The organism is Kitasatospora sp. NPDC114501 (genome assembly GCF_055633695.1).
On sequence record NZ_JBVKDS010000002.1, the window covers coordinates 312,258 to 333,219 of the forward strand.

Below are 20,962 nucleotides of genomic sequence, written 5' to 3' on the forward strand. Positions count from 1 at the left end.
GGCCACCGGGCCGATCGGGGCAGGGGAGCACGGCACGAACGCAGACGGCGTCGCGCGACGGTGACTCCCCGGCCCGCCCGCGAGGCCCGGAGGGGTACTGCTCGTGCTCGCGCGGCCTCTGCGGGAGGGCCGTGGCGCACGCCGTCGGCAGGTCATCGGACTCGCGGGTACGGCTGCTGGAACCGCCCGCTCACCGCTGCGGGGCAGTCCCGGATTCGCACCGGGTTCCCCTGCATCGACAGCAGGAGTGAGCATACATGTAGTGGTGTCTCCCTGAAGCGACCCCAGATGTAGTGCGGCGCCGCGTGTCGGGGCGATAACCGGTCGTACCGGAACCATGGCGGACGGGGGCCGTCGGCGACTCCGGAACGGGGCCGGGGCGTCCTGGTTTCGATACGGAATGGCCACCGGGAGGATCGGTGGTCACGCGGATGCCCTACGATCTGGGCGCATGAGCGACGGAACTGGCGTACCTGGGCAGGGGCCGCAGGGAACGCCTCCCGCCGGGCCGGGGGGCGCACAGAGTCAGCAGCCGGTGGTACCTGGTCCGGTACCGCCGCCGAGTGGGGGTTTCGGGCCGCCGCCCGCCTCGTACGGGCCGGTCGTGCCGTCGGCGCAGCCGGTCGCGCAGCCCATCCCCCCGGTGCCGCATCCGGTGGCGCCTCCGCCGCAGCCGGCTCCGCCGGTCGCGCAGCCGCAGCCCCAGCCGCACCCGGTCGGGCAGCCGCAGCCGAACCCCCAGCCGCACCCGGTCGGGCAGCCGCAGCCGAACCCCCAGCCGCAGTGGCACCTCCAGCAGCAGCCCCAGCAGCCGGGCCCGCCGCGGCGGGCCGAGCCGGACTGGGACGCGCTGGCGGACCGCAACGAGGCCGACGGCAAGCGCCGTCGCCGGATGAAGGTCATCGGCGTGGTGGCCGCGGTCGCCGTGGTCGGTGGCCTGGCCGCCGGTGGCGTGCTGCTGTTCAAGGGCAAGAAGGTCGACGGCCCCACGACGGCCACCACCGCCCAGCCGACGGTCGTCCCGAGCGCCTCCGGCACGCCGGGCCAGCCGGACGACCCGTCGAAGCCGATCTGGGAGGCCGCCACCGACCCGGCACCGCAGGACGCGGGAGCGCTGTTCTCCGCGCTCCAGGTGACGATCAACGGTGCCACCTGGAACCGGACCGTGGTGGCGCTGGACTCGCCCTGCTGGGACGGGAACTCCACGACCGGCGGGCTGGGCAAGGTGCTCGGCGACCAGGGGTGCCAGCAGGTGCTCCGGGCGACGTACGTGTCCGGTGAGAGCGCGGTCACGGTCGGGGTGGCGGTCTTCGACCACAGGATCCAGGCCGAGACCGCGACGAAGAACTTCGCCGGTCAGCTCAAGGGCGCGCCCGCGGCCGGATCGCCGGCGTTCTGCGCCGCCGCCGGCTGCACGGGCACCCACAACAGCCTGGGCCGGTACGCCTACTTCACGGTCGAGGGCTCGGCCAAGGGCGGCAACGCCCCGGACGCCACGGCGACCGCGGCGGCCTCCGGGTTCGCCGAGCACGTCAAGGGGCAGCTGCTCAAGCGCGCCAAGGCCGCGTCCTCGGCCGCGCCCGGCGTCCAGGGCACCCCGCCGGCTCCGGCGGGCTGACCAGCCGGGACGCCCCCGCCGGTGACCCCGGCGGGTCGGCCCGCCGGGACACTCCGGCCCCGGTGGATCGTTCGCGGGGGCCGGGGGAGTGTGGCAGTCTCTCGGGACAGTCATTTCGTATGCGTGTTCCGGTTGCGTCCGTGGGGGGCGGCGCCGGCGAGCAACCGGAGGAGCGGTCCGTGGCCCTGCCCAGAGCCCTGCGCGGCAAGCCCGCCGTCCTGGCCGCGGCCGGGGCCGTCGTCGCCGCGGGAGCGGTCTTCCTGCTCGACCACGACGGCAGGGCCGAAGGCGAACAGCCCCCGAGGGTCCCGGTGTCGGTCGGCCTTCCGGGGCGCACCCTGCCGCCGGAGGTCGGCCGGGACCTGCTCGCCCGGGACCCGCAGGCCTCGCCGAACGCCCGCGCGGTCCAGCAGTTCCTCGCCGACCTGGAGGCCCAGGCCCGTACCGGGCAGAGCGGCGGCACGGTGATCGGCCAGCACGTCGAGGCGCACAACGAGCGCAACAACCCCGAGTACGGGGACTACCGGGGCACCAAGCAGGTCGGCTACTACTACAAGAAGGCCGCCGACATCACCGGCAAGCTGCCCGGCTTCGTGGAGACCGACCTCGGCCCCGGCTACGGCCAGAACGGCTGGGGCGTGGGCAACCCGCGCTCCTACTCGGCCGGCCGCTGGCCCACCTGCCGGGCCGGCTGGCAGTACACCGACGACGCCGTCGACCTGCTGTCCGCCGTCTGGAGCGGCCACCCGCGGGCCGAGGACGGCGGCTACGGCGCGGCGGGCGCGCAGCAGAACTGCGACGGCAGCAGCACCGAACTGCCCGACAACGGCGGCGCTCCGGCCGGGATCGTCGGCATGTCCTTCCACCAGCCCTACCCCGGGTCGGAGGTCAAGTCCTTCGAGCGGGTGCTCTGTTCGAACTCGCCGGCGGCCAAGGACCCCGACTGGTTCGGCCGGGTCGTGGACGGCGCCCACGACACCCCCGAGTACCGGGCGCTGATCACCGACCTCTCCTACCTGGCCGACCACCTGGAGTACCTGGCCGCCCACGACGTGCCGGTGCTGCTGCGCCCGTACCACGAGATGAACGTGCTGGACTGCTCCCGCCGGTTCTGGTGGGCGGGCCAGAAACCGGCCGAGTACCAGGCACTGTGGAAGATCACCTACCGGTACCTGGTGGAGACCCGGGGGCTGCACAACCTGCTGTTCGTCTGGACGCCGGTGTCCTGGGACGGCGCCCCGGGCATGGACCCCTGGGACTACTACCCGGGCGCCCAGTTCGTGGACGTGGTCGGGGTGGACGACTACAGCGGCAGCCCGGCGCACCCGATCGGCACCGGCGAGGTGTGGACCAAGCGGTACTACGACGGGCTGTCCGCCTACGGCAAGCCGCGGATGCTGGCCGAGTCCTTCGCCGTCCCGGTCAACTCCCGCCAGCCGGAGACCCTGCGGCGCACGCCCTGGACGATCTGGACGGTCTGGGGGCAGTCGCTCACCGCGAACAACCTGACGCCGGACCAGCCGCGCAACTCGGCCGCGGACGTCACCGCGACGTACCGCAGTCCGCTGGCGCTCACCGGCGGCTCCGGCACCTTCGGGGCGAACGTCGACTGGAGCGGTCTGCACGTGCGCTGAGCCGGCGCCGCCGCCGGCCCGGTGGTCGGCGGTGTGAGGTGGGCCGCACTGCGGGGCTGCGCTGAACGGGTGGAATTCCGGCTCCGTTGCGGCGTGTGGCATCCTGTGGCGGCGAAGCCGAGGGCGGGCGAACGGCCGGGACGGGCCCGGAGGGGCGGGGGATACGGGATGACAGGGACGGGTCCGATGCGCGTGGCCGGCGGCGTGGCCGTCGGCTGGGGCGCGGTGCTGCTCGGCTGGGCCGGGTACAACTGCTTCGGCCAGGTCGGCGTCGCCACGTACCTCAAGGGCGTCTTCTACTACGGCGGCTCCTCGGTGTACGCCGAGACCGGCAGCCTCAACTACGGCCTGCTCTACCTGGTCTCGGGCGTCCTGCTGCTGCGCGGGCGCAACTGGGCGCTCGGGGTGGCGGCCGGTGTCGCGCTGGTCGAGGGGTACAACCGGGTACGCAGCCTGGTCGGCGCACTGCTGGACGCGCCGCAGCGGGAGTGGTTCACCGGTACCACCGAGGGCTGGCTCAAGCTCGCGACCTTCGGGGTCGGGGTGGTGGTCACCGCGGTGCTGATCGCGCTGCTGGGCCGGTCGGTCTGGCGGGAGCAGCCGGCCGCGGCCCCGGCGCCGCTGCCGTTCCAGCCCCAGCCCGCCGCCTGGGGGCAGCCGCAGCCGTACCCGCAGCCCGGCTGGCCGCAGCCCTTGCCCGGACAGCCCCAGCCCGGCTGGGGACAGCCCGGTCCGGGCCAGCCGTCGGCGCCGCTGCCGTACCCGCAGCAACAGCAGCAGCCCGCCCAGCCGTGGCCCGGCGTCCAGCCGCAGCCCGGCCCGGTCGTGCCGCCGCCCGCGGACCGTCCGCCACAGGGCTGACTGACGCCACAGGGCTGACGCCACCGGACCGACCGCTCACGAACGACCCTTGCCCCGCTCGGGGCTGAGCCGACACCAGACGAGGAACCACTTTCGCCATGTCATCGACAACCGCCGAGCGGACGGTGCTGACCACGTCCCGCGAGGCCGCCCGGCTCGCCGAGCGACAGATGTCGTGGAAGCCCCGGGTGGCGCCGTTCTACATCTCCTTCGTGATCATCTTCGCGTTCTCGGTGTGGGCGTACGTGCCCAACCCCACCCCGCTCGGCTGGGCGATCACCATCCTGTGGGGCATGCCGGTGTTCGGCGTGCTGATCGGCTTCCAGGGCGTGCTGATGGTCCGCCGCCGGCTGCGCCAGGTCAGCCGGATGACCCCGGCCGCACCCGTCGAGGACGACTTCCTGATCGTGCTGGTGCCGACCATCGGCCGCCACGACACCTACCCGGCGCTGGAGCGCTCCGTGCTCTCGTACGTCGAGCACCTGCCACCGTACTTCCCGTGGATGCGGGTGGACATCCTCACCGAGGAGGGCTGCGCCGCCGCGGAGAAGATCGACGAGCTGGCCGAGCGCCACCCGCTGATCCGGGTGGTGACCGTGCCGAAGGCGTACGAGACGCCCAACGGCACCAAGTTCAAGGCCCGCGCCAACCACTACTCGCACGAGCTGCGGATCGAGGAGGGCGAGGCCGAGGACGACGTCTGGGTGCTGCACATGGACGACGACACCGGCGTCGGCCCGGACACCGCCGCCGCCGTCGCCCAGTTCGTCAACCGGCAGCGCCGGGCCGGGGACGACGCCAAGCACATGGCGCAGGGCATCCTGACGTACCCGCGCGAGAACGCCGTCTCCACCTTCACCTGGCTCGCCGACGCGATCCGTCCGGCCGACGACATCGCCCGCTTCCGCGCGATGACCGGCACCGGAACCCCGATCGCGGGCGTGCACGGCGAGCTGCTGATCGTGCGCTCCTCGGTGGAGGCCACCATCGGCTGGGACTTCGGACCGAAGACCATCGTCGAGGACGCGCAGATGGCGCTCAACTTCTGCCAGCGCTACCCCGGCCGCAGCGACTGGTTCAACGGCCGCTGCTACGGCGCCTCGCCGGCCGGCGTCAAGGACTTCCTCAAGCAGCGCGAGCGCTGGGCCTGGGGCCTGGTCGCGCTCTGCTTCAACAAGACCATCCCGCTGCGGTACCGGCTGTTCATCGGGATGGGCATGGTCAGCTGGGTGCTGGGCCCGTTGCAGCACGTCGGACTGGTGCTGCTGGTGGCGTGGTTCACCGGCACCTGGAACACCTCGCCGGTCACCCAGTCCGTGGTGCTGGTCTGGGCGATCAACTTCGCCTACGTCATCTGGACGTACTGGGAGGGCCTGCGGCTGAACGTGGTGGCCTCGGCCAACCACCGGCGCAAGTGGTGGGAGCCGATCGTGGTGGTGGCGGGCATTCCGCTGTTCTCCTTCCTGGAGGGCTGGGGAGGGCTGAGGGGACTGATCAAGTTCCTGAAGCGCGAGGAGAACAAGTTCGTCGTCATCGCCAAGCCGGCCTGATCGGAAGTCACGACAGTGAAGCGCCCCGTCATCTTCATCCTCCCGACCGTGGTGGTCGCCCTCACCGTCGGCATCCCGCTGGTCTGGGGGGACCACCCGATCAAGTTCGACCACCAGCGTCCCACCACGGTGCGCTGGGCCGGCGCACCGACCGAGCAGGGCCGGGTCTGGGGCTTCGGCAAGGACGCGCCGCCGGTGGAGGACACCGGCCCCAAGGTGGCCAGGCCGTGGACCAAGGGCAGCCCCGAGTGGGGCGTGCAGGTGTACTGGCTGGACGACCCGGCGGACCCGGACAGCTTCGTCCAGGGCAAGGTCGACCGCATCGTGAAGTACGTGGTCGGGCTGAACGCCAACTCCCTCTCGGTGACGTTCCCGTACTACACGACCGGGCCGAAGTCGAACGCCGTCGCCGCCCGGCCGACCACCCCGTCCCCGGACCGGCTGGCGCTGCTGCTGGACGCCGCCCACCGGGCCGGTCTGCGCACCACCGTGCGGCCGATCCTGGACGAGGAGGTGTTCAACTACTCCGCCACCGGCGTGTGGCGCGGCAACATCGCGCCCGCCGACAAGGAGGCCTGGTTCGCCAGCTACGCCACCTTCCTGGCGCCGTACCTGAAGACCGCCCAGGAGCACTCCGCGACCGAGTTCACCATCGGCACCGAGTTCAACTCGCTGGAGAACGACCCGCACTGGCCCGGCCTGATCGAGCAGGCCCGGAAGACCTTCCGGGGCCAGCTGGTGTACGACGCCAACTGGGACAACTGGTCCAAGGGGCCGCTCCCGCTGCCGACCGACGGAACCGGTGTGGACGCCTACTTCCCCGCCAAGTCGGCGGGCGACGACGCCCCGGTGGCCGACCTGGTGGCCAGCTGGCAGGGCTGGCTCGACAAGCGGGGCGCGGGGCCGCAGCCGGCCACCAAGCTCACCGAGGTCGGCATCCCGGCGCAGAAGGGCGCCTACAAGACGCCCGGCGACTTCTACACCAAGCGCGAGCTGAACGAGGCCGTCCAGGCCGCCTGGTTCACCGCGGTCTGCCAGGTGGCGCAGGAGCGCAGGCTGGGCGGGGTGTACTTCTGGTCGCTCTACTTCGGCATCGACCCGACCCTGCCGACCAACCAGGACACCCCGCGGATGGACTTCGCCGGGCGCCCCGCGTCCGAGCAGGCGATCCGCACCTGCTTCGCGCAGACCTACGAGCTGCCGCCCTCCTGAGCCGCGTCGCCCCCCCGGGGTCCCGCCCCGCTAGCGCCCGTCGCCCTGGGTCGCGGTCGCCTTGGCGGTCGGGGTCCGGGTGGGCTTCGCCGGGGGGTGGCTGCTCGGCTTGCCGGTCGACGTCGGCGTCGGCGTCGGGGTCGGCGTGGGGGTGGGGGTGGGGGTCGGCGTGGGAGTCGGTGTGGGTGCGGCCGTCGGGGTGGGAGTCGGCGTGGGGGTCGGTGCGGGTGCGGCCAGCGCGCCCGCGATCTCCTTCTCCAGCCACGGGGTGACGAACCGCATGCCGGCCGAGGTGAGGTGCACCCCGTCGTTGGCCGGGGAGACCAGGTGGCCCGCCTTGTCCTTCCAGGCGCAGGTCTCGTACGGGCAGTAGAAGGTGTTGAGGTCGAGCAGCCGGACGGTGCCGCCGGAGGCCTTCACGAAGTCGCCCACCTGCTGGTTGTAGCAGGTGCCCCAGGTCTTGTTGATGGCGCCGTTCTCGACCCGCTCGTTCATCAGCAGCACCTGGGCGCCCTGCGCGCGGCGGCGGATCTGGTCCACGGCCTGGGAGAGCCGGGTGCCGTACCGGGCCCGGTAGTCCTCGTCGCACGGGTTGAGCCAGCTGCCGTCGAGGTACTGCTCGGCGGCGTCCCAGCCGAGGTGGACCACGACGGCCTGCGGCCCGGTGCCGAGCTGCCGGTCCCAGGCGGCGGCCCGGTCGCGGCACTCCTGGCTGGTCTCGAACTCCTCCTGGGAGGTGGTGCGGACCTTCTCCGAGCCGAACACCCCGCAGCCGCTGATCCCGCCGTCGACGACGCGGTAGCGGTCGCCGTGCCGGTACAGGCCGGTGGAGAGGTCCTGGGAGAAGGAGTCGCCGAGGAGCAGCACCATCGGCCGGCCCGCCCCGGACTTCATGTCGTGTGACACCCAGGCGGGCAGGTACCAGGCGCCGGCGGTGGCCACCGCGGCGGTGACGGCCACCAGCGGGACGGCCGGGAAGGCCCGCCAGCGCAGCACCCGGAGCTTCTCGGTGCCGGTGTGCAGCAGCCAGGCCAGGACCCAGGCGACCGGCGCGCCGATGAGCAGCAGCCGCTTCGGCGAGATGTCGTCGACGTAGTGCTGGAGCAGCCAGTACACCGGCAGGTGGAGCAGGTAGAGGCTGTAGGAGATGGTGCCGGTGAGCCGCAGCGGGGGCAGCGACATCAGCCACACCAGCGGACCCCGCTCCTGGCAGAGCGCGGCGGTGAGGACGGCGGCGAGGGCCGCGACCACGGCCAGCCCGCCCTGGTAGAGCCACGGCTCGTGGTAGTTGCCGACGGAGAGGCTGGCCCAGACCAGGCCGCCGAGGGCCGCGGTGCCCACCAGGGTGGGCAGGACGGGGCCGGCCGACACACGCGAGCGGGAGCGCGATCCGCCGGAGGACTCGGCGCGGACCTTGCGGCGCAGCCACAGGTAGACCCCGAAGGCGGCGGTGGCGCCGGCCGCGAAGCCGACCGCACGGGTCTCGGTGCCGAGGTAGAGGCGGTCGCTGTTGTCGCCGTTCCACATCAGCGGGGCGATCAGCGCGGCGACGACGAACAGCCCGGCGGTGACGAGGCCGGCCGCGCGGACGGACCGTCGGCAGACCCCGTAGACCACGAGCAGCAGCAGCGGCCAGAGCGCGTAGAACTGCTCGGTGATGCTGAGCGACCACATGGCCGCGAGCGGGTCGATCGAGGAGAAGTGCTGCCAGTAGGCGTCACCGCGCGACAGCTGGGCCCAGTTGGCGATCTGGGCGAGCGCGGCCAGCGCCTGCGGACGGAGGTCCCTGACGTCCCGTAGCGGACTGATCAGGGCGGACAGGCCCACCACCAGGATGATGGTGGCGAACAGGCCGGGCAGCAGCCGCTTGGCCCGGCGGCGGTAGAAGACGCCGAGCCGGATGCCGTCGGTGCGGTCCAGCTCGCGGACCAGCACCAGGGTGACCAGGAAGCCGGAGAGGACGAAGAAGACGTCCACCCCGAACAGACCGTTCTGGAACCAGTTGGTGTGGTACAGCAGCACCGACGCGATGGCGAGGCCGCGCAGACCGTCGACCGCCTTGAAGCGGACGGAGGGCGGCAGCGGACCGCGGGGTTCCGGGGTCGGTGCGGGGATCGCGTAGCGGCTGGTGGCGGGGGCTTCGTAGCCCCTGCTCCTGCGCATGTCCTGGAGCGTGGGTCCGCTCGAGGGCGCGCCGAGGCCGGGCCCGTCGTCCATGTGGTCTGTTCCCCCGGGGTCGATCGACTGTCGCGACATGCTCAGAGGGCATGACTTGATCTGTGGTTTATATCAAAAGACGTCTGTTGATCGTCTGTCGGTCACCGACCGGTGGGACGGCCGGCGACGCCCTACGGGCGCTCGGGCCCGTTCGTCAGAACGCCATGGTGTAGACCATCAGGTCCATCCCCGGGTACGGGGCCCAGTCGCGTTCGGGCGTGCGCCGGAAGCCGATGCGCTCGTAGACCCGGTGGGCGGTGGTCATCTCCGGGCGGGTGGAGAAGGCCATGCCGGCCAGGCCGAGTTCGCGGCTGCGGGTGACGGTGGCGCGGACCAGGGCCTCGCCGACGCCGCGGCCGCGGGAGGCGGCGGCGGTGGCGAGCATCCGGATCTCGCCCTCCCGGGGGGAGGCGATGTCCGCCCACTCGGTGCCGCCGACCGCGAAGGTCACGCAGCCGAGGACGCCGGCTCCGGCCTGGTCGACGGCGACCAGGAGTTCGGCCTCGCGGGCCCGCCGGCCGGCGTCGCGCAGCTGCTCGACGTAGCCGCTCGTGGGCTTGGTGTAGCCGTCGCCGACGAAGGCCTCGACGGTGATCCGGCCGGCGTCGTGGAGGTCCTCGGGGAGGGCCTGGCGGATGAGGAAGTCCATCGGGCCAGTGTGCCGGAGCCCCCTGCCGGGCGGTGCTCCGGGGTCGAACGGACCGGCGCGGGAAGCCCGGGCCCGGCGCCGCCGCGGCCGTACGGGAGGCGGGGAGCGGTCAGTCCGCCTCGACCGCCAGGTGCCCGACCCCGTTCCAGCCGTCCGGCCGCAGCCGCCCGTCCTGGGCCCGCCAGAGGCTGGTGGAGCAGTTGTCCACCGGCCCGAGCGCGGTGAGCTGGTCCTCGGTGAGCCGGTCCAGCGCGTAGCGGAGCATCAGCACCGTGCAGTCGTGGGCGACCAGCAGGACGGGCCGTCCGGCCTCCTCCTCGCAGAGGTCCCGCAGCAGGCTGCGCACCCGCAGGGCGACGTCGGTCCAGGACTCGCCGCCGGGCGGGCGGTAGTACAGCTCGCCCATCTTGCGCCGCCGGGCCGCCTCCTCCGGGTGCTTGGCCTCGATCGCGGCCTTCGGCAGCATCTCCAGGACGCCGAGTTCGCGGTCGCGCAGCCGCTCGTCGTACCGGACGGGCAGGGTGACCGGGACGGCGCCCAGTCCGGCGGCCTGGGCGAGCGCGATGCGGGCGGTCTCGGCGGTGCGCGTGTACGGCGAGCACCAGACGCTGCGCGGGCGGTCGGCGCTGGGCAGGCCGGCCCACCAGTGGCCGAGGGCCTGGGCCTGCCGGCGGCCGTGCAGGGACAGCGGGATGTCGGCGTCCCGGCAGCTGATCGGGACGCTGAGCGCTCCGGCGGCCTCGGCCAGCTGGAACTCGACGTTGGCGGTGGACTCCCCGTGCCGGGTGGCGATCAGCACGGACGGCAGCCGGCCGGCCGCCGCCGGGCGGTGGGCGGTGCCGTGCTGCCCGTGACCGGGGTGCTGCCCCTGGGTGCCGGGGTGCTGGCCCTGGGCGGTGCCGTGCTGCCCCGGTGCGGTGACGTGGTGGTGCTGGCTCTGGGTGGACTGGTGCTGGCCGTTGAGGGTGGTGCCGAGTTCTGCCATGGCCGCGAGCTCCCCGTGGTCGATCAGGTTCCGGCCGTCTGCCGGTCCGGTCTGGTGGTGCCCGGCGTGCACGCCTGTTCATACATATGATCGCGCCGCCTTCTCCAGTGTTCACGGAGAAGGCGGCGCGATCACAGGGCGCGTACGGCGCGAATCAGTGCGCCGCTACGGGCTCCGGCGCGTTCTTCAGCTCGTCGTCGCCGGCTTCGGCGCTGTAGTCGGACGGCTTGGTCTCGTCCGGGAGCACCGGCGCCTTGACCGCCCGCAGCACCAGGGTGAGCGCCACCGCGACGATCAGGTTGAGCGCGAAGGCGGTCACCCCGATGTAGCCGATCTCGCCGATGCCGGGGATCTCGGCCGCGTTGCCGCCGAAGTGCTTGGTGGCCTTGCTGGAGATCCCGTACGCCTCCCAGGTGCCGTAGACCATGCCGGCCGCCCAGCCGGCGAACAGCGCCCAGTGGTGGAACCAGCGGGTGAACAGGCCGCCGACGATCGCCACGAAGGTCTGCAGGATCCACAGGCCGCCCAGCAGCTGGAGGTTGATGGCGGCCTGCTTGTCCATGCCGAGCACGAAGACCAGCGCGCCGACCTTCACCAGCAGCGAGACCAGCTTGGCGACCCGGGTCTCGTCGGCGGGGGTGGCGGCGGGCTTGAGCCAGTCCTTGTAGACGTTGCGGGTGAACAGGTTGGCCGCCGCGATGGACATGATGGCGGCCGGCACCAGCGCGCCGATGCCGATCGCGGCGAAGGCCACGCCGGTGAACCAGTCCGGGAACATGTCGGCGAACAGCTGGGGCACCGACAGCTGGGAGTTGTAGCCCTTGACGCCCTTGCCGACGCCCGCCGCCAGCGCCATGAAGCCGAGCAGTGCCAGCAGGCCCAGCATCAGCGAGTAGGCGGGCATGATCGCCATGTTGCGGCGCACGGTCTTGCGGGACTTGGAGGCCAGCACGCCGGTCACCGAGTGCGGGTACATGAACAGCGCCATCGCCGAGCCGAGGGCGAGCGTGGCGTACGTCCACTGCTTGTTCTCGGGGATGGTCAGCGAGCCGGCCTTGGCCTCCTTGAAGTGCTGCGCGGCCGTGTCGAAGATGTGCCCGTAGCCGCCGAGCCGGATCGGGATGTAGATCACCGCGACGATGATCACGATGTAGACCAGGGCGTCCTTGACGAAGGCGATCAGCGCCGGGGCGCGCAGGCCGGAGGAGTAGGTGTAGGCGGCCAGCACGCCGAAGGCGATGAACAGCGGCAGGTCCTTGACGAACCAGTTGGCGTTCTCCCCGCCGCCGACCCCCAGCACGTCCAGCACGGCCTGGATGCCGACGAGTTGCAGGGCGATGTACGGCATGGTGGCCAGGATGCCGGTGAGCGCGACCACCAGCGACAGCGGCCGCGAGCCGTACCGGCCGCGCACGAAGTCGGCCGGGGTGACGTAGCCGTGCACCCGGGAGACCGACCAGAGCCGGGGCAGGAAGAGGAAGACCAGCGGGTAGGCGATGATCGTGTACGGCACCGCGAAGAAGCCCGCCGCGCCGGTCGCGTACACGGCCGCCGGGACGGCGACGAAGGTGTACGCGGTGTAGAGGTCGCCGCCGAGCAGGAACCAGGTCACCCAGGTCCCGAAGCTGCGGCCGCCCAGGCCCCACTCGTCCAGGTGCGCCGCGTCGTCCGCGCGGCGCCAGCGCGAGGCGAGGAAGCCCATCACGGTGACCAGGGCGAAGAACAGCACGAAGACCACGAGGGCCGGCACGTTGACGTCCTTCATCGGGCACCGCCCTTCCGGGCCGCCGCGCGGGCCTTCTCGTCCCGGGTGATCAGCAGGTAGGCGGCGACCGTGAACACGGCCGACACGGGCACCCAGAGCAGCTGGTACCAGTAGAAGAACGGCATCCCGGCCACCGCCGGGTCGTTCTTGTCGTACGAGGACACCCAGAGCATCGCGACGATCGGCACGAGCAGGGCGAGCCCGGCCAGCACCCGCTCGGGCGTCACGGCCGGGACGGGTTTCCCGGGTGGCTCGGGCATGACATCTTCGACGAAGGGACGATCAGAGGGCATCTTCGGCTCCGCTCCGGAGGGGTTCCCCGTCGGCGCCGCAGCCCGGCCGGCGCCGAGCGCCGTACGGGCCCGCCGAGCAGCACCATCGGTGATCGGCAGTCAGATCATTACGGCTGCGCAATCTAGAGCATGGGGTGATCCATGTCACCGGGATTGACGGAAGTTCCCACCAGTCGGACGGAACCGACCGGTGTCCACCGCCGACGGGCCGGAAACGGGCCTGCGCCGGAGGCCTGCGCCGGGTCGTCGCAGCGCGCAGAGCCGAACGCGCGGCAGTGCGTAGAGCGGAACGCGAAAGGGCACCGGCGCGCAGGTCGCGCGCGCCGGTGCCCGAAGTGCGGTGGGGGAGTGCGGCTACTCCGGACGCTTCAGCCGGGTGATGAACTTGTAGCGGTCGCCCCGGTAGATCGAGCGGACCCACTCGACCGGGTCGCCCTCGGCGTCGAAGGAGTGCCGGGAGAGCTGGAGCATCGGCAGGCCGAGGTCGGAGCCGAGCAGCCCGGCCTCGCGCGGGTTGGCCAGGGTGGTCTCGATGGTCTCCTCGGCCTCGGCCACGGTGACCCCGTACACCTCGCGCAGCGCCGCGTACAGCGAGTTGTGCTTGGCCAGGTTGCGGCGCAGGGCCGGGAAGCGCTTGGCGGACAGGTGGGCGACCTCGATGGCCATCGGGTCGCCGTTGGCCAGCCGCAGGCGCTCGATCCGCAGCACCCGGCCGCCGGGCTTGATGTCGAGCAGCGGGGCGAGCCGGTCGTCGGCGGTGATGTAGCCGATCTCGATCAGCCGGGAGGCGGGCTCCAGGCCCTGGGCCCGCATGTCCTCGGTGTAGGAGGTCAGTTGGAGGGCCTGGGCGACCTTGGGCTTGGCGACGAAGGTGCCCTTGCCCTGGATGCGCTCCAGCCGGCCCTCGACGACCAGCTCCTGGAGGGCCTGGCGCACGGTGGTGCGCGAGGTGTCGAACTGGGCGGCCAGGGCGCGCTCGGGCGGCACCGGGGTGCCGGCGGGCTGGGTCTCGGTGAGCTGCAGCAGGTGCCGCTTCAGGCCGTAGTACTTGGGGACGCGCGCGGTCGGGTCGGTGCCGGCCTGCGTCGGGAGGTTGTTCACCTCGGGGTCGTCGACCTGGGCGGTGGATCCCCCGTCGCTGCTCATCGGACCTGTTCTCCCGCTTCTCGCGAGGCCTTCCGCGACCCCGCCACATCGTTAACGGCTCACATCGTTGCATGTATGGCTACGGAACGAATACCTCATCACGCGATGAACGATGTGCGGTGTCGGCTTGATAACGGGTGGTCGAGATCGGTCGGACAGCCGTTGACAGGCCCATTGGTCTAGGCCAAGCTCCAGGCATCTGGTCTACACCACTAGACCGGTAACTATGAATCCCCCCACCCGTTCGAAGGGGTCCGCGGCACCTTTCCCCCCGCTTTGTGTGGGTCTGCCGCTGCCGCCCGACGGGGGCAACCCAGGCATCCCTCAGGAGGATGGCGTGAAGCGTCAGCTCATCGCGGCGGTCGGCGTCGCAGCAATGGTCGTCGGCCTGGCGGCTTGCAGCTCGGACGGCAAGAAGAGCGAGGGTGACTCGAAGTCGTCCTCCGCCTCCGCGGCCGACAAGTACAAGGGCAAGACGCTGAAGGTCTGGACCATGAGCGGCTCGGCCCCGAAGGGCTGGACCGACGGGGTCAAGGCCGAGTTCGAGACCACCTACCCGGGTTCGAAGGTCGAGTTCGCGACCCAGGAGTGGGGCGGCATCGGCGCGAAGGTCACCGCCGCGCTGTCCGAGGGCTCGGTCGACGTCCTGGAGGTCGGCAACACCCAGACCGCCGGCTACGCCTCCTCGGGCGGTCTGCTCGACATCACCAAGGACAAGGCCGCGCTGGGCGGCGAGACCTGGGCCGCCAACCAGAACGAGTCCACGATCCTGGACGGCAAGCAGTACGCCGCCCCGTGGTACGTCACCAACCGCGTGGTCGCCTACAACAAGGACCTGTGGGCCAAGGCCGGTCTGACCGACACGCCGAAGACCCTGGACGAGTTCTACGCCGACCTGGAGAAGCTGAAGGCCGCCCCGGGCGTCGTCGACCCGATCTACATGCCCGGCCAGGAGTGGTACGTCTACTTCGGTCTGCTCACCAGCGAGGGTGGCAAGATCGCCAAGAAGGACGGCGACAAGTGGGTCGGCGGCCTGGGCTCGCCCGAGAGCCAGAAGGCCTTCGAGACCTACAAGAAGCTCCAGGGCTACTCGGCCACCGGTCCGAAGGACAAGGACGAGGCCACCCCGCAGCAGAAGGACGTCTTCGGCCAGGGCAACGTCGGCACCATGATCGGCCTCGGCTGGGAGCTCCCGGACGAGAAGGCCATCCCGAAGGACAAGATCGGCTTCTTCCCGCTCCCGGGCAAGACCGCCGACAAGCCCTCCGGCGTGTTCCTCGGTGGCTCGAACCTCGCGATCGCCTCGCAGAGCAAGAACACCGACATGGCGAAGGACTTCCTGAAGATCGCCCTCAACGACAAGAACGAGGGCGTCGTCGCCGCGGCGGGCAACATCCCGAACAAGGCCTCGCTGAACAGCCAGATCACCGGTGACTTCGCCAAGGCCGCCCAGTCGGCCGCCGCGGTCGGCGCGATCACCCCGAACACCCCGAACTGGGCGAGCGTCGAGGACAACCCGAACCCGATCAAGGAGTTCCTGACCGCTGCCCTCCAGGGCGGCGACTTCGCCTCCACGGCCAAGAAGTACGACGACGAGATCGCCAAGAAGCTCAACCAGAAGCAGTAAGCACTGAGCGGCGTCGCTCACCGACCCCCGGCGGGGGGCCGGTGGGCGACGCCTGTCCGTCGTGGCCAGGTTGTGAGGAAGTGAGAACGATGGCTGTGCATTCGGAGCGGGTGCAGACACAGTCCCCGGAGCCGGGGGAGGCTGCTGTGGCCAGTATGGAGACGAGCGCGTCGGGCGGCGGCTCGAAGGCTTCGGCGCCGAAGGGCGCGAGATCGGCGGGCGGCCCCAGCCTGGGCTCACGCCTCGCGCCGTACCTGCTGCTGCTGCCGGCCACCGTGGCGACCCTGGCCCTGCTCGGCTGGCCGCTGCTGAAGACCGTCCTGCTGTCGTTCCAGAACCTCAACAGGCGCCAGCTCGTCATGCACCTGACCGAGTGGACCGGCTTCGACAACTACAAGGAGCAGCTGACCGACCCGGACTTCTGGGCGGTCACCGGCCGGACCGTCGCCTTCACCGCGATCAACGTGGTGCTGATCATGGTCGGCGGCACCCTGATCGGCCTGCTGCTGAACCAGCTCGGCAAGAAGATGCGGCTGGTGCTCCAGATCGCGCTGCTGCTGGCCTGGGCCATGCCGGTGGTCGCCGCGACCACCGTCTACACCTGGCTGTTCGACTCCCAGTGGGGTGTCGTCAACTGGATCCTGGACCAGCTGGGTTGGCACTCGATGCGCGACTACAACTGGCTCAGCGACCCGTACTCGACGTTCTTCATCATCATCCTGCTGATCGTCTGGATGTCGATCCCGTTCGTGGCGTTCAACATGTACGCCGGTCTGACCACGATCCCGAAGGAGCTCTACGAGGCCGCCCGGATGGACGGCGCCGGCGCCGTCAAGATCTTCACCGCGGTGATCTTCCCCAACCTGAAGCCGTTCTTCCTGGCCACGACCTTCCTCGAGGTCATCTGGGTGTTCAAGGCCTTCACCCAGGTCTACGCGGTCAACGCCGGCGGTCCGGAGAAGCTGACCCGGACCCTGCCGGTGCACGCCTTCCTGGAGGGCTCGGCCGGCCAGCACTACGGCATCGGCTCCGCGATCGCGGTGCTCACCATCCTGATGCTGGGCGTGCTGATGGCGTACTACTTCCGCATCATGATCAAGCAGGAGGACGAGCTGTGAGGCGCTCTCTCTTCGGACGTACCTGGCTGAACGCGATCGCGGCCGTCCTCGCCGTCTTCTTCGTCTTCCCCGTCTACTGGATGTTCGCGACCGCGTTCAAGCAGAACAGCGACATCATCAGCCCGACGCCGGTGTTCATCCCGCTCGACGCGACCTTCGAGCACTTCACCACCGCGGTCAACGCGCCGAACTTCTGGACGTACGTCCTCAACAGCGTCACCGTCACCGTCGGCGCGGTGCTCGGGTCGCTGGTGATCGCGACCCTGGCGTCCTTCGCCATCGCCCGGATGAAGTTCCGCGGCCGCAAGGCCTTCGTGCTGGTCATCATGATGGCCCAGATGGCGCCCTGGGAGGTCATGACCATCGCGGTCTACATCATCTCCCGCGACAACGACATGCTGAACAGCCTGGTGCCGCTGACCCTCTTCTACATGATGATGGTCCTGCCCTTCACCATCTGGACGCTGCGCAGCTTCATCGCCGCGGTGCCCAAGGAGCTGGAGGAGTCGGCCATGGTGGACGGCTGCACCCGCTCCCAGGCCTTCGTGAAGGTGATCTTCCCGCTGTTGGCCCCGGGCCTGATGTCGACCTCGCTGTTCGGTTTCATCACGGCGTGGAACGAGTTCCCGCTCGTCCTGATCCTCAACAAGGACGAGGGCAAGACCCTGCCGCTGTGGCTGTCGTCCTTCAAGACGGCTTTCGGCAACGACTGGGGCGCCACCATGGCCGCGTCCACGATGTTCGCCATCCCCGTGCTGATCCTGTTCGTCTTCCTCCAGCGCAAGGCGGTCGGCGGTCTGACCGACGGCGCCGTGAAGGGCTGAGTCCACGTGAGCATCCTCGTTCCCACCGTGCCGGACAGCGACCAGCTGCACCGCGACGCCCTGACCGTCCTCCAGCCCGGCTTCGTCGGCACCGAGCCGCCGGAGTGGCTGCGCCGCCACCTCGCCGCGGGCCTCGGCTCGGTCGCGCTGTTCGACCGCAACGTGGTCGACCTCGACCAGCTGTCCGCGCTCACCCGGGCGCTGCGCGCCGAGAACCCCGACCTGCTGATCGCGATCGACGAGGAGAGCGGCGACGTCACCCGGCTGGAGGCGGGCTCCGGTTCGTCCTGGCCCGGCAACCTCGCGCTCGGCGCGATCGACGACCCGGCGCTGACCCGGGACGTCGCCCGCGAGCTGGGCCGGGCGCTGGCCGCGGCCGGCGTCAACTACAACTGGGCGCCCACCGCGGACGTCAACTCCAACCCGCGCAACCCGGTCATCGGGGTCCGCTCCTTCGGCGCCGACCCCGAGCTGTGCGCCCGGCACACCGCCGCCTGGGTGGAGGGCCTCCAGTCGGCCGGCGTGGCCGCCTGCTCCAAGCACTTCCCCGGCCACGGCGACACCGCGGTGGACTCGCACCACGGCCTGCCGGTCATCGACGTCGACCTGGACGTGCTGCGGGCCCGCGACCTGATCCCGTTCCAGGCGGCGATCGCGGCCGGCACCAAGGCCGTGATGACCGCCCACATCATGATCCCGGCGCTGGACCCGAAGCTGCCCGCCACCCTGAGCCCGGCCGTGCTGCGCGACCTGCTGCGCGCCGCCCCGGCCGACGGCGGTCTCGGCTACCAGGGCCTGATCGTCAGCGACGCGATCGAGATGGGCGCCATCGCCGACACCTTCGGGATGGGCGAGGGCACCGTGCTGGCCCTGGCGGCCGGCGCGGACGCGATCTGCGTCGGCGGCGGGCTCGCCGACGAGGAGACCGTGCTGATGCTGCGCGACGCCATCGTGGCGGGCGTGCGCTCCGGCCGGCTCGCCGAGGAGCGGCTGGCGGACGCCGCCGCGCGGGTCCGGTCGCTGGGCAGCTGGGGCCGGATCGCGGCCCAGGGCGAGCGGATCGAGCCGGACCTGGCGGTCGGCCTGCGGGCCGCGCGCCGGGCGCTCAAGGTGGTCCGGGCTCCGGGCCTGGTGGTGCCGCCGGTGAGCGAGCGCCCGTACGTGGCCTCGTTCTCGGACGAGCCGAACATCGCCGTCGGCGACGTCACCCCGTGGGGCGTGGCCGGCATGCTGGCCGACCGCTTCCCCGGCACCCGCACCCGCGAGGTGTCGGCGGCCGAGGCCGCGCCGGAGCTGCTGGACGCCCTGGTCGGCGAGCTGGTGGCCGGCGCCGAGGGCCGCCGCCTGGTGCTGGTGGTCCGGGACGCCCACCGGCACGCGTGGATGTCCGCCGCGCTGAGCCGCCTGGTGGCGGCCCGGCCGGACGCCGCCGTGGTCGAGATGGGCCTGCCCCAGTCCGAGCCGGTCGGCGCACTCCACATCGCCACCCACGGTGCCGCCCGGGTCTGCGGGCTGGCGGCCGTGGAGGTCCTCACCGGGCAGCCGGGAGCGGTCGGCTGAACCCTCCGGCGAGACGTCACCGGCCGTGTCCGGCGGACGTCGGCCCACGGGCCCGTCATGCGCATGTCGCATGGCGGGCCCGTCGCGTTCTCCCGGTGTTGACCTGCGGATTCGCCAAGTGACCGTGTTCCCTCAAGTAGGCCTTAAATCCACCTTAAGATCTACTGAGGGTGACAGGGTGGCGACTGGCCGCCACGCGGTACAACAGCTCTGCAACGGCGGCCCCGAGTAAGGCCGTTGATCGTTGACACCACCTATGGTCTAGGCCAGAGTCCAAGCATCCGGTTCGAGATTCAACCTCGCCGGATGTGGTATCGGCCCTCCCTCAAGCTCTTCGCCGCCCCCTGTCCGGACTCTCCGCGCGGGCGCCAATCACGCTGCCGGCGGGCAACACGGCTCTACACCCCTCGGAGGATGGCGTGAAGAAGCGTCAGCTCGTGTCGACGCTCGGGACCATGGCCCTGGCGGTCGGTCTGACGGCCTGTTCCTCGTCCGCGAAGCCCGCGGGCGACGGCGGCGCGGGTGGCTCCGCGGACCCGAAGGCGGCCGGTGGCACCGTCACCGTCTGGCTGATGGACGACGCCCAGAAGAACTGGCCGGACCTGGTCCAGCGGGTCAACGACGAGTTCGCGGCGAAGTACCCCAACGTCAGCCTCAAGCTGGTCTACCAGGGCTGGGCCGACAAGGTGGGCAGGCTCGACAAGGCCATCGCCGACGGCAGCGCCCCCGACGTGGTCGAGCTGGGCAACACCGAGACCATGAAGTACGTGCTCTCCGGCGCGCTGGCCCCGGTGGACCGCAGCACCTTCGACAACTCCGACAGCTGGATCAAGGCGCTCGCCAACACCTGCACCTACCAGGACAAGCTCTGGTGCGTGCCCTACTACGCGGGCTCCCGGGTGGCCATCTACAACTCCGCCACCTTCCAGCAGGCCACCGGCAGCGCCGACTTCCCGAAGACCGAGGCCGACCTGCTGACCGCGCTGGACAAGATCGCGGACAAGAACAAGGCCGACAAGACCTTCTCCCCGCTCTACCTGCCCGGCCCGTACTGGTACGCCGCGATGAGCTACGTGGCCGCGTACGGCGGCAGCATCGCCAAGTTCGACAGCTCCGGCAACTGGCACGGCACCCTGCACGACCCCAAGTCCCAGCAGGGCGTCAGCCACTTCGTCGACCTGGTGCGCAAGTACAACAAGGGCGACCTGACGGTGAACGAGCAGAACCAGTTCGAGGCGATGGCCCGCGGGCGCGCCGCGTCCTTCTACGGCAACGGCTACGAGGCGGCCAGCGTCACCGCGCCGGTCACCGGCGACCCGAGCGTCAAGGACGCCGTCAAGGTGGCCACCATGCCCGGCCCGGACGGCAAGCCGCTGCCGACCTTCATCGGCGGCTCCGACCTCGCCGTCACCGCCAAGTCCCCGCAGCTGGCGCTGGCCACCGACTGGATCCGGATGTTCACCAGCAGCAAGTCCGAGCAGGCGCTGGCCGACAAGGACATCCTGCCGAACAACCTGGCCCAGCTGAACCCGCTGAAGAGCAAGCCGACCACCGCCGCCGCGGCCAACGCCGTCCCGGACGCCTGGTTCACCCCGCTGGCGCCGGGCTGGGGCGCGGTCGAGAAGCAGAAGATCATCCCGGACATGCTGGTCTCGATCCTCAAGGGCAAGTCGGTGGACCAGGCCACCAAGGAGGCCGACGCGGCGATCGACCAGCTGATCAACAAGGCGTCCTGACCCTCCGCCGCGCCTCTCCCGTCTCAGGAGGGGCGCGTCGGCGGGCGCGGTGCCGAGGGCGGGTCGGCGGGGCGCGCCGAGGGGCGCGAGGGCGTGCCGACGGAGGTGCCCGGCGACAGGCGCACCCGTAGGATTGCGGCACGCAGAACCGCAGCGAGTGTGCGGAC

At 71.2% G+C, this 20,962-nt stretch carries 16 protein-coding genes and 1 riboswitch; of the genes, 10 read left to right on the forward strand and 6 right to left on the reverse strand.

Annotated elements, in window-relative coordinates; all coding sequences use genetic code 11:
* Positions 1-129 precede the first annotated feature (129 nt).
* A riboswitch (cobalamin riboswitch) is annotated at positions 130-255 on the reverse strand.
* Positions 256-655: 400 nt separating this feature from the next.
* The 5 genes from ACZ7RU_RS04915 to ACZ7RU_RS04935 all read left to right on the forward strand — a co-directional run bounded on the left by ACZ7RU_RS04915 (position 656) and on the right by ACZ7RU_RS04935 (position 6,875).
* Positions 656-1,618: a hypothetical protein gene (locus ACZ7RU_RS04915; protein ID WP_470339525.1), complete on the forward strand. Its 963-nt coding sequence runs from the start codon at positions 656-658 to the stop codon at positions 1,616-1,618.
* A gap of 179 nt (positions 1,619-1,797) precedes the next feature.
* The gene (locus tag ACZ7RU_RS04920; RefSeq protein ID WP_470339526.1) at positions 1,798-3,252 is read left to right on the forward strand and encodes a glycoside hydrolase family 26 protein; all 1,455 of its coding nucleotides are present in this window, start codon (positions 1,798-1,800) and stop codon (positions 3,250-3,252) included.
* Between the two features lie 168 nt (positions 3,253-3,420).
* On the forward strand, positions 3,421-4,113 hold the full coding sequence (locus tag ACZ7RU_RS04925) for a hypothetical protein (protein ID WP_470339527.1): 693 nt from the start codon (positions 3,421-3,423) through the stop codon (positions 4,111-4,113).
* Positions 4,114-4,211: 98 nt separating this feature from the next.
* Positions 4,212-5,663: a glycosyltransferase family 2 protein gene (locus tag ACZ7RU_RS04930; protein WP_387750102.1), complete on the forward strand. Its 1,452-nt coding sequence runs from the start codon at positions 4,212-4,214 to the stop codon at positions 5,661-5,663.
* Between the two features lie 15 nt (positions 5,664-5,678).
* Positions 5,679-6,875: a glycoside hydrolase family 113 gene (locus tag ACZ7RU_RS04935; RefSeq protein ID WP_470339528.1), complete on the forward strand. Its 1,197-nt coding sequence runs from the start codon at positions 5,679-5,681 to the stop codon at positions 6,873-6,875.
* 30 nt (positions 6,876-6,905) lie between these two features.
* On the opposite strand, the gene ACZ7RU_RS04940 is transcribed toward ACZ7RU_RS04935, so the two are convergent.
* The 6 genes from ACZ7RU_RS04940 to ACZ7RU_RS04965 all read right to left on the reverse strand — a co-directional run bounded on the left by ACZ7RU_RS04940 (position 6,906) and on the right by ACZ7RU_RS04965 (position 13,930).
* Complete coding sequence (locus ACZ7RU_RS04940) at positions 6,906-9,038, reverse strand: acyltransferase family protein (RefSeq protein ID WP_470339529.1); 2,133 nt, start codon at positions 9,036-9,038, stop codon at positions 6,906-6,908.
* Positions 9,039-9,246: 208 nt separating this feature from the next.
* A complete protein-coding gene (locus ACZ7RU_RS04945; protein WP_470339530.1) occupies positions 9,247-9,741 on the reverse strand; it encodes a GNAT family N-acetyltransferase in 495 nt (164 codons plus the stop codon).
* 109 nt (positions 9,742-9,850) lie between these two features.
* Entirely contained in the window at positions 9,851-10,726 is an 876-nt protein-coding gene (locus ACZ7RU_RS04950; protein WP_470339531.1) for a histidine phosphatase family protein, read from the reverse strand.
* Between the two features lie 154 nt (positions 10,727-10,880).
* Positions 10,881-12,491, reverse strand: a complete 1,611-nt coding sequence (gene mctP / locus ACZ7RU_RS04955; protein WP_470339532.1) for a monocarboxylate uptake permease MctP — start codon at positions 12,489-12,491, stop codon at positions 10,881-10,883.
* Entirely contained in the window at positions 12,488-12,751 is a 264-nt protein-coding gene (locus ACZ7RU_RS04960) for a DUF3311 domain-containing protein (RefSeq protein WP_470339533.1), read from the reverse strand. The genes mctP and ACZ7RU_RS04960 overlap by 4 nt, the downstream gene beginning before the upstream one ends.
* A gap of 387 nt (positions 12,752-13,138) precedes the next feature.
* The gene (locus tag ACZ7RU_RS04965) at positions 13,139-13,930 is read right to left on the reverse strand and encodes a GntR family transcriptional regulator (protein WP_387750122.1); all 792 of its coding nucleotides are present in this window, start codon (positions 13,928-13,930) and stop codon (positions 13,139-13,141) included.
* Between the two features lie 337 nt (positions 13,931-14,267).
* Between ACZ7RU_RS04965 and ACZ7RU_RS04970 the strand changes: the two genes are divergently transcribed.
* The 5 genes from ACZ7RU_RS04970 to ACZ7RU_RS04990 all read left to right on the forward strand — a co-directional run bounded on the left by ACZ7RU_RS04970 (position 14,268) and on the right by ACZ7RU_RS04990 (position 20,795).
* Positions 14,268-15,557 carry an extracellular solute-binding protein gene (locus ACZ7RU_RS04970; RefSeq protein WP_470339534.1) on the forward strand — a complete coding sequence of 430 codons (1,290 nt, stop codon included), beginning with the start codon at positions 14,268-14,270 and terminating at the stop codon, positions 15,555-15,557.
* An 89-nt stretch (positions 15,558-15,646) separates the two neighbouring features.
* The gene (locus ACZ7RU_RS04975; RefSeq protein ID WP_470339535.1) at positions 15,647-16,675 is read left to right on the forward strand and encodes a carbohydrate ABC transporter permease; all 1,029 of its coding nucleotides are present in this window, start codon (positions 15,647-15,649) and stop codon (positions 16,673-16,675) included.
* Positions 16,672-17,499 (forward strand): carbohydrate ABC transporter permease, encoded by an 828-nt coding sequence (locus ACZ7RU_RS04980; protein ID WP_470339536.1) that lies wholly within the window; start codon positions 16,672-16,674, stop codon positions 17,497-17,499. Before ACZ7RU_RS04975 ends, ACZ7RU_RS04980 begins: the two co-directional genes overlap by 4 nt.
* Positions 17,500-17,505: 6 nt before the next feature.
* Positions 17,506-19,059, forward strand: coding sequence for a glycoside hydrolase family 3 protein (locus ACZ7RU_RS04985; protein ID WP_470339537.1), 1,554 nt, complete (start codon positions 17,506-17,508; stop codon positions 19,057-19,059).
* Positions 19,060-19,514: 455 nt separating this feature from the next.
* Positions 19,515-20,795, forward strand: coding sequence for an extracellular solute-binding protein (locus ACZ7RU_RS04990; RefSeq protein WP_470339761.1), 1,281 nt, complete (start codon positions 19,515-19,517; stop codon positions 20,793-20,795).
* Positions 20,796-20,962: the final 167 nt, after the last annotated feature.

Excerpts from the sequence above, each read along its gene's own strand:
- mctP (WP_470339532.1), bottom strand. The coding sequence starts at position 12,491 with ATGAAGGACGTCAACGTGCCGGCCCTCGTGGTCTTCGTGCTGTTCTTC.
- ACZ7RU_RS04960 (WP_470339533.1), bottom strand. The coding sequence starts at position 12,751 with ATGCCCGAGCCACCCGGGAAACCCGTCCCGGCCGTGACGCCCGAGCGG.
- ACZ7RU_RS04945 (WP_470339530.1), bottom strand. The coding sequence starts at position 9,741 with ATGGACTTCCTCATCCGCCAGGCCCTCCCCGAGGACCTCCACGACGCC.
- ACZ7RU_RS04950 (WP_470339531.1), bottom strand. The coding sequence starts at position 10,726 with ATGGCAGAACTCGGCACCACCCTCAACGGCCAGCACCAGTCCACCCAG.
- ACZ7RU_RS04990 (WP_470339761.1), top strand. The coding sequence starts at position 19,515 with ATGGCCCTGGCGGTCGGTCTGACGGCCTGTTCCTCGTCCGCGAAGCCC.
- ACZ7RU_RS04965 (WP_387750122.1), bottom strand. The coding sequence starts at position 13,930 with ATGAGCAGCGACGGGGGATCCACCGCCCAGGTCGACGACCCCGAGGTG.
- ACZ7RU_RS04940 (WP_470339529.1), bottom strand. The coding sequence starts at position 9,038 with ATGCGCAGGAGCAGGGGCTACGAAGCCCCCGCCACCAGCCGCTACGCG.
- ACZ7RU_RS04930 (WP_387750102.1), top strand. The coding sequence starts at position 4,212 with ATGTCATCGACAACCGCCGAGCGGACGGTGCTGACCACGTCCCGCGAG.
- ACZ7RU_RS04925 (WP_470339527.1), top strand. The coding sequence starts at position 3,421 with ATGACAGGGACGGGTCCGATGCGCGTGGCCGGCGGCGTGGCCGTCGGC.
- ACZ7RU_RS04975 (WP_470339535.1), top strand. The coding sequence starts at position 15,647 with ATGGCTGTGCATTCGGAGCGGGTGCAGACACAGTCCCCGGAGCCGGGG.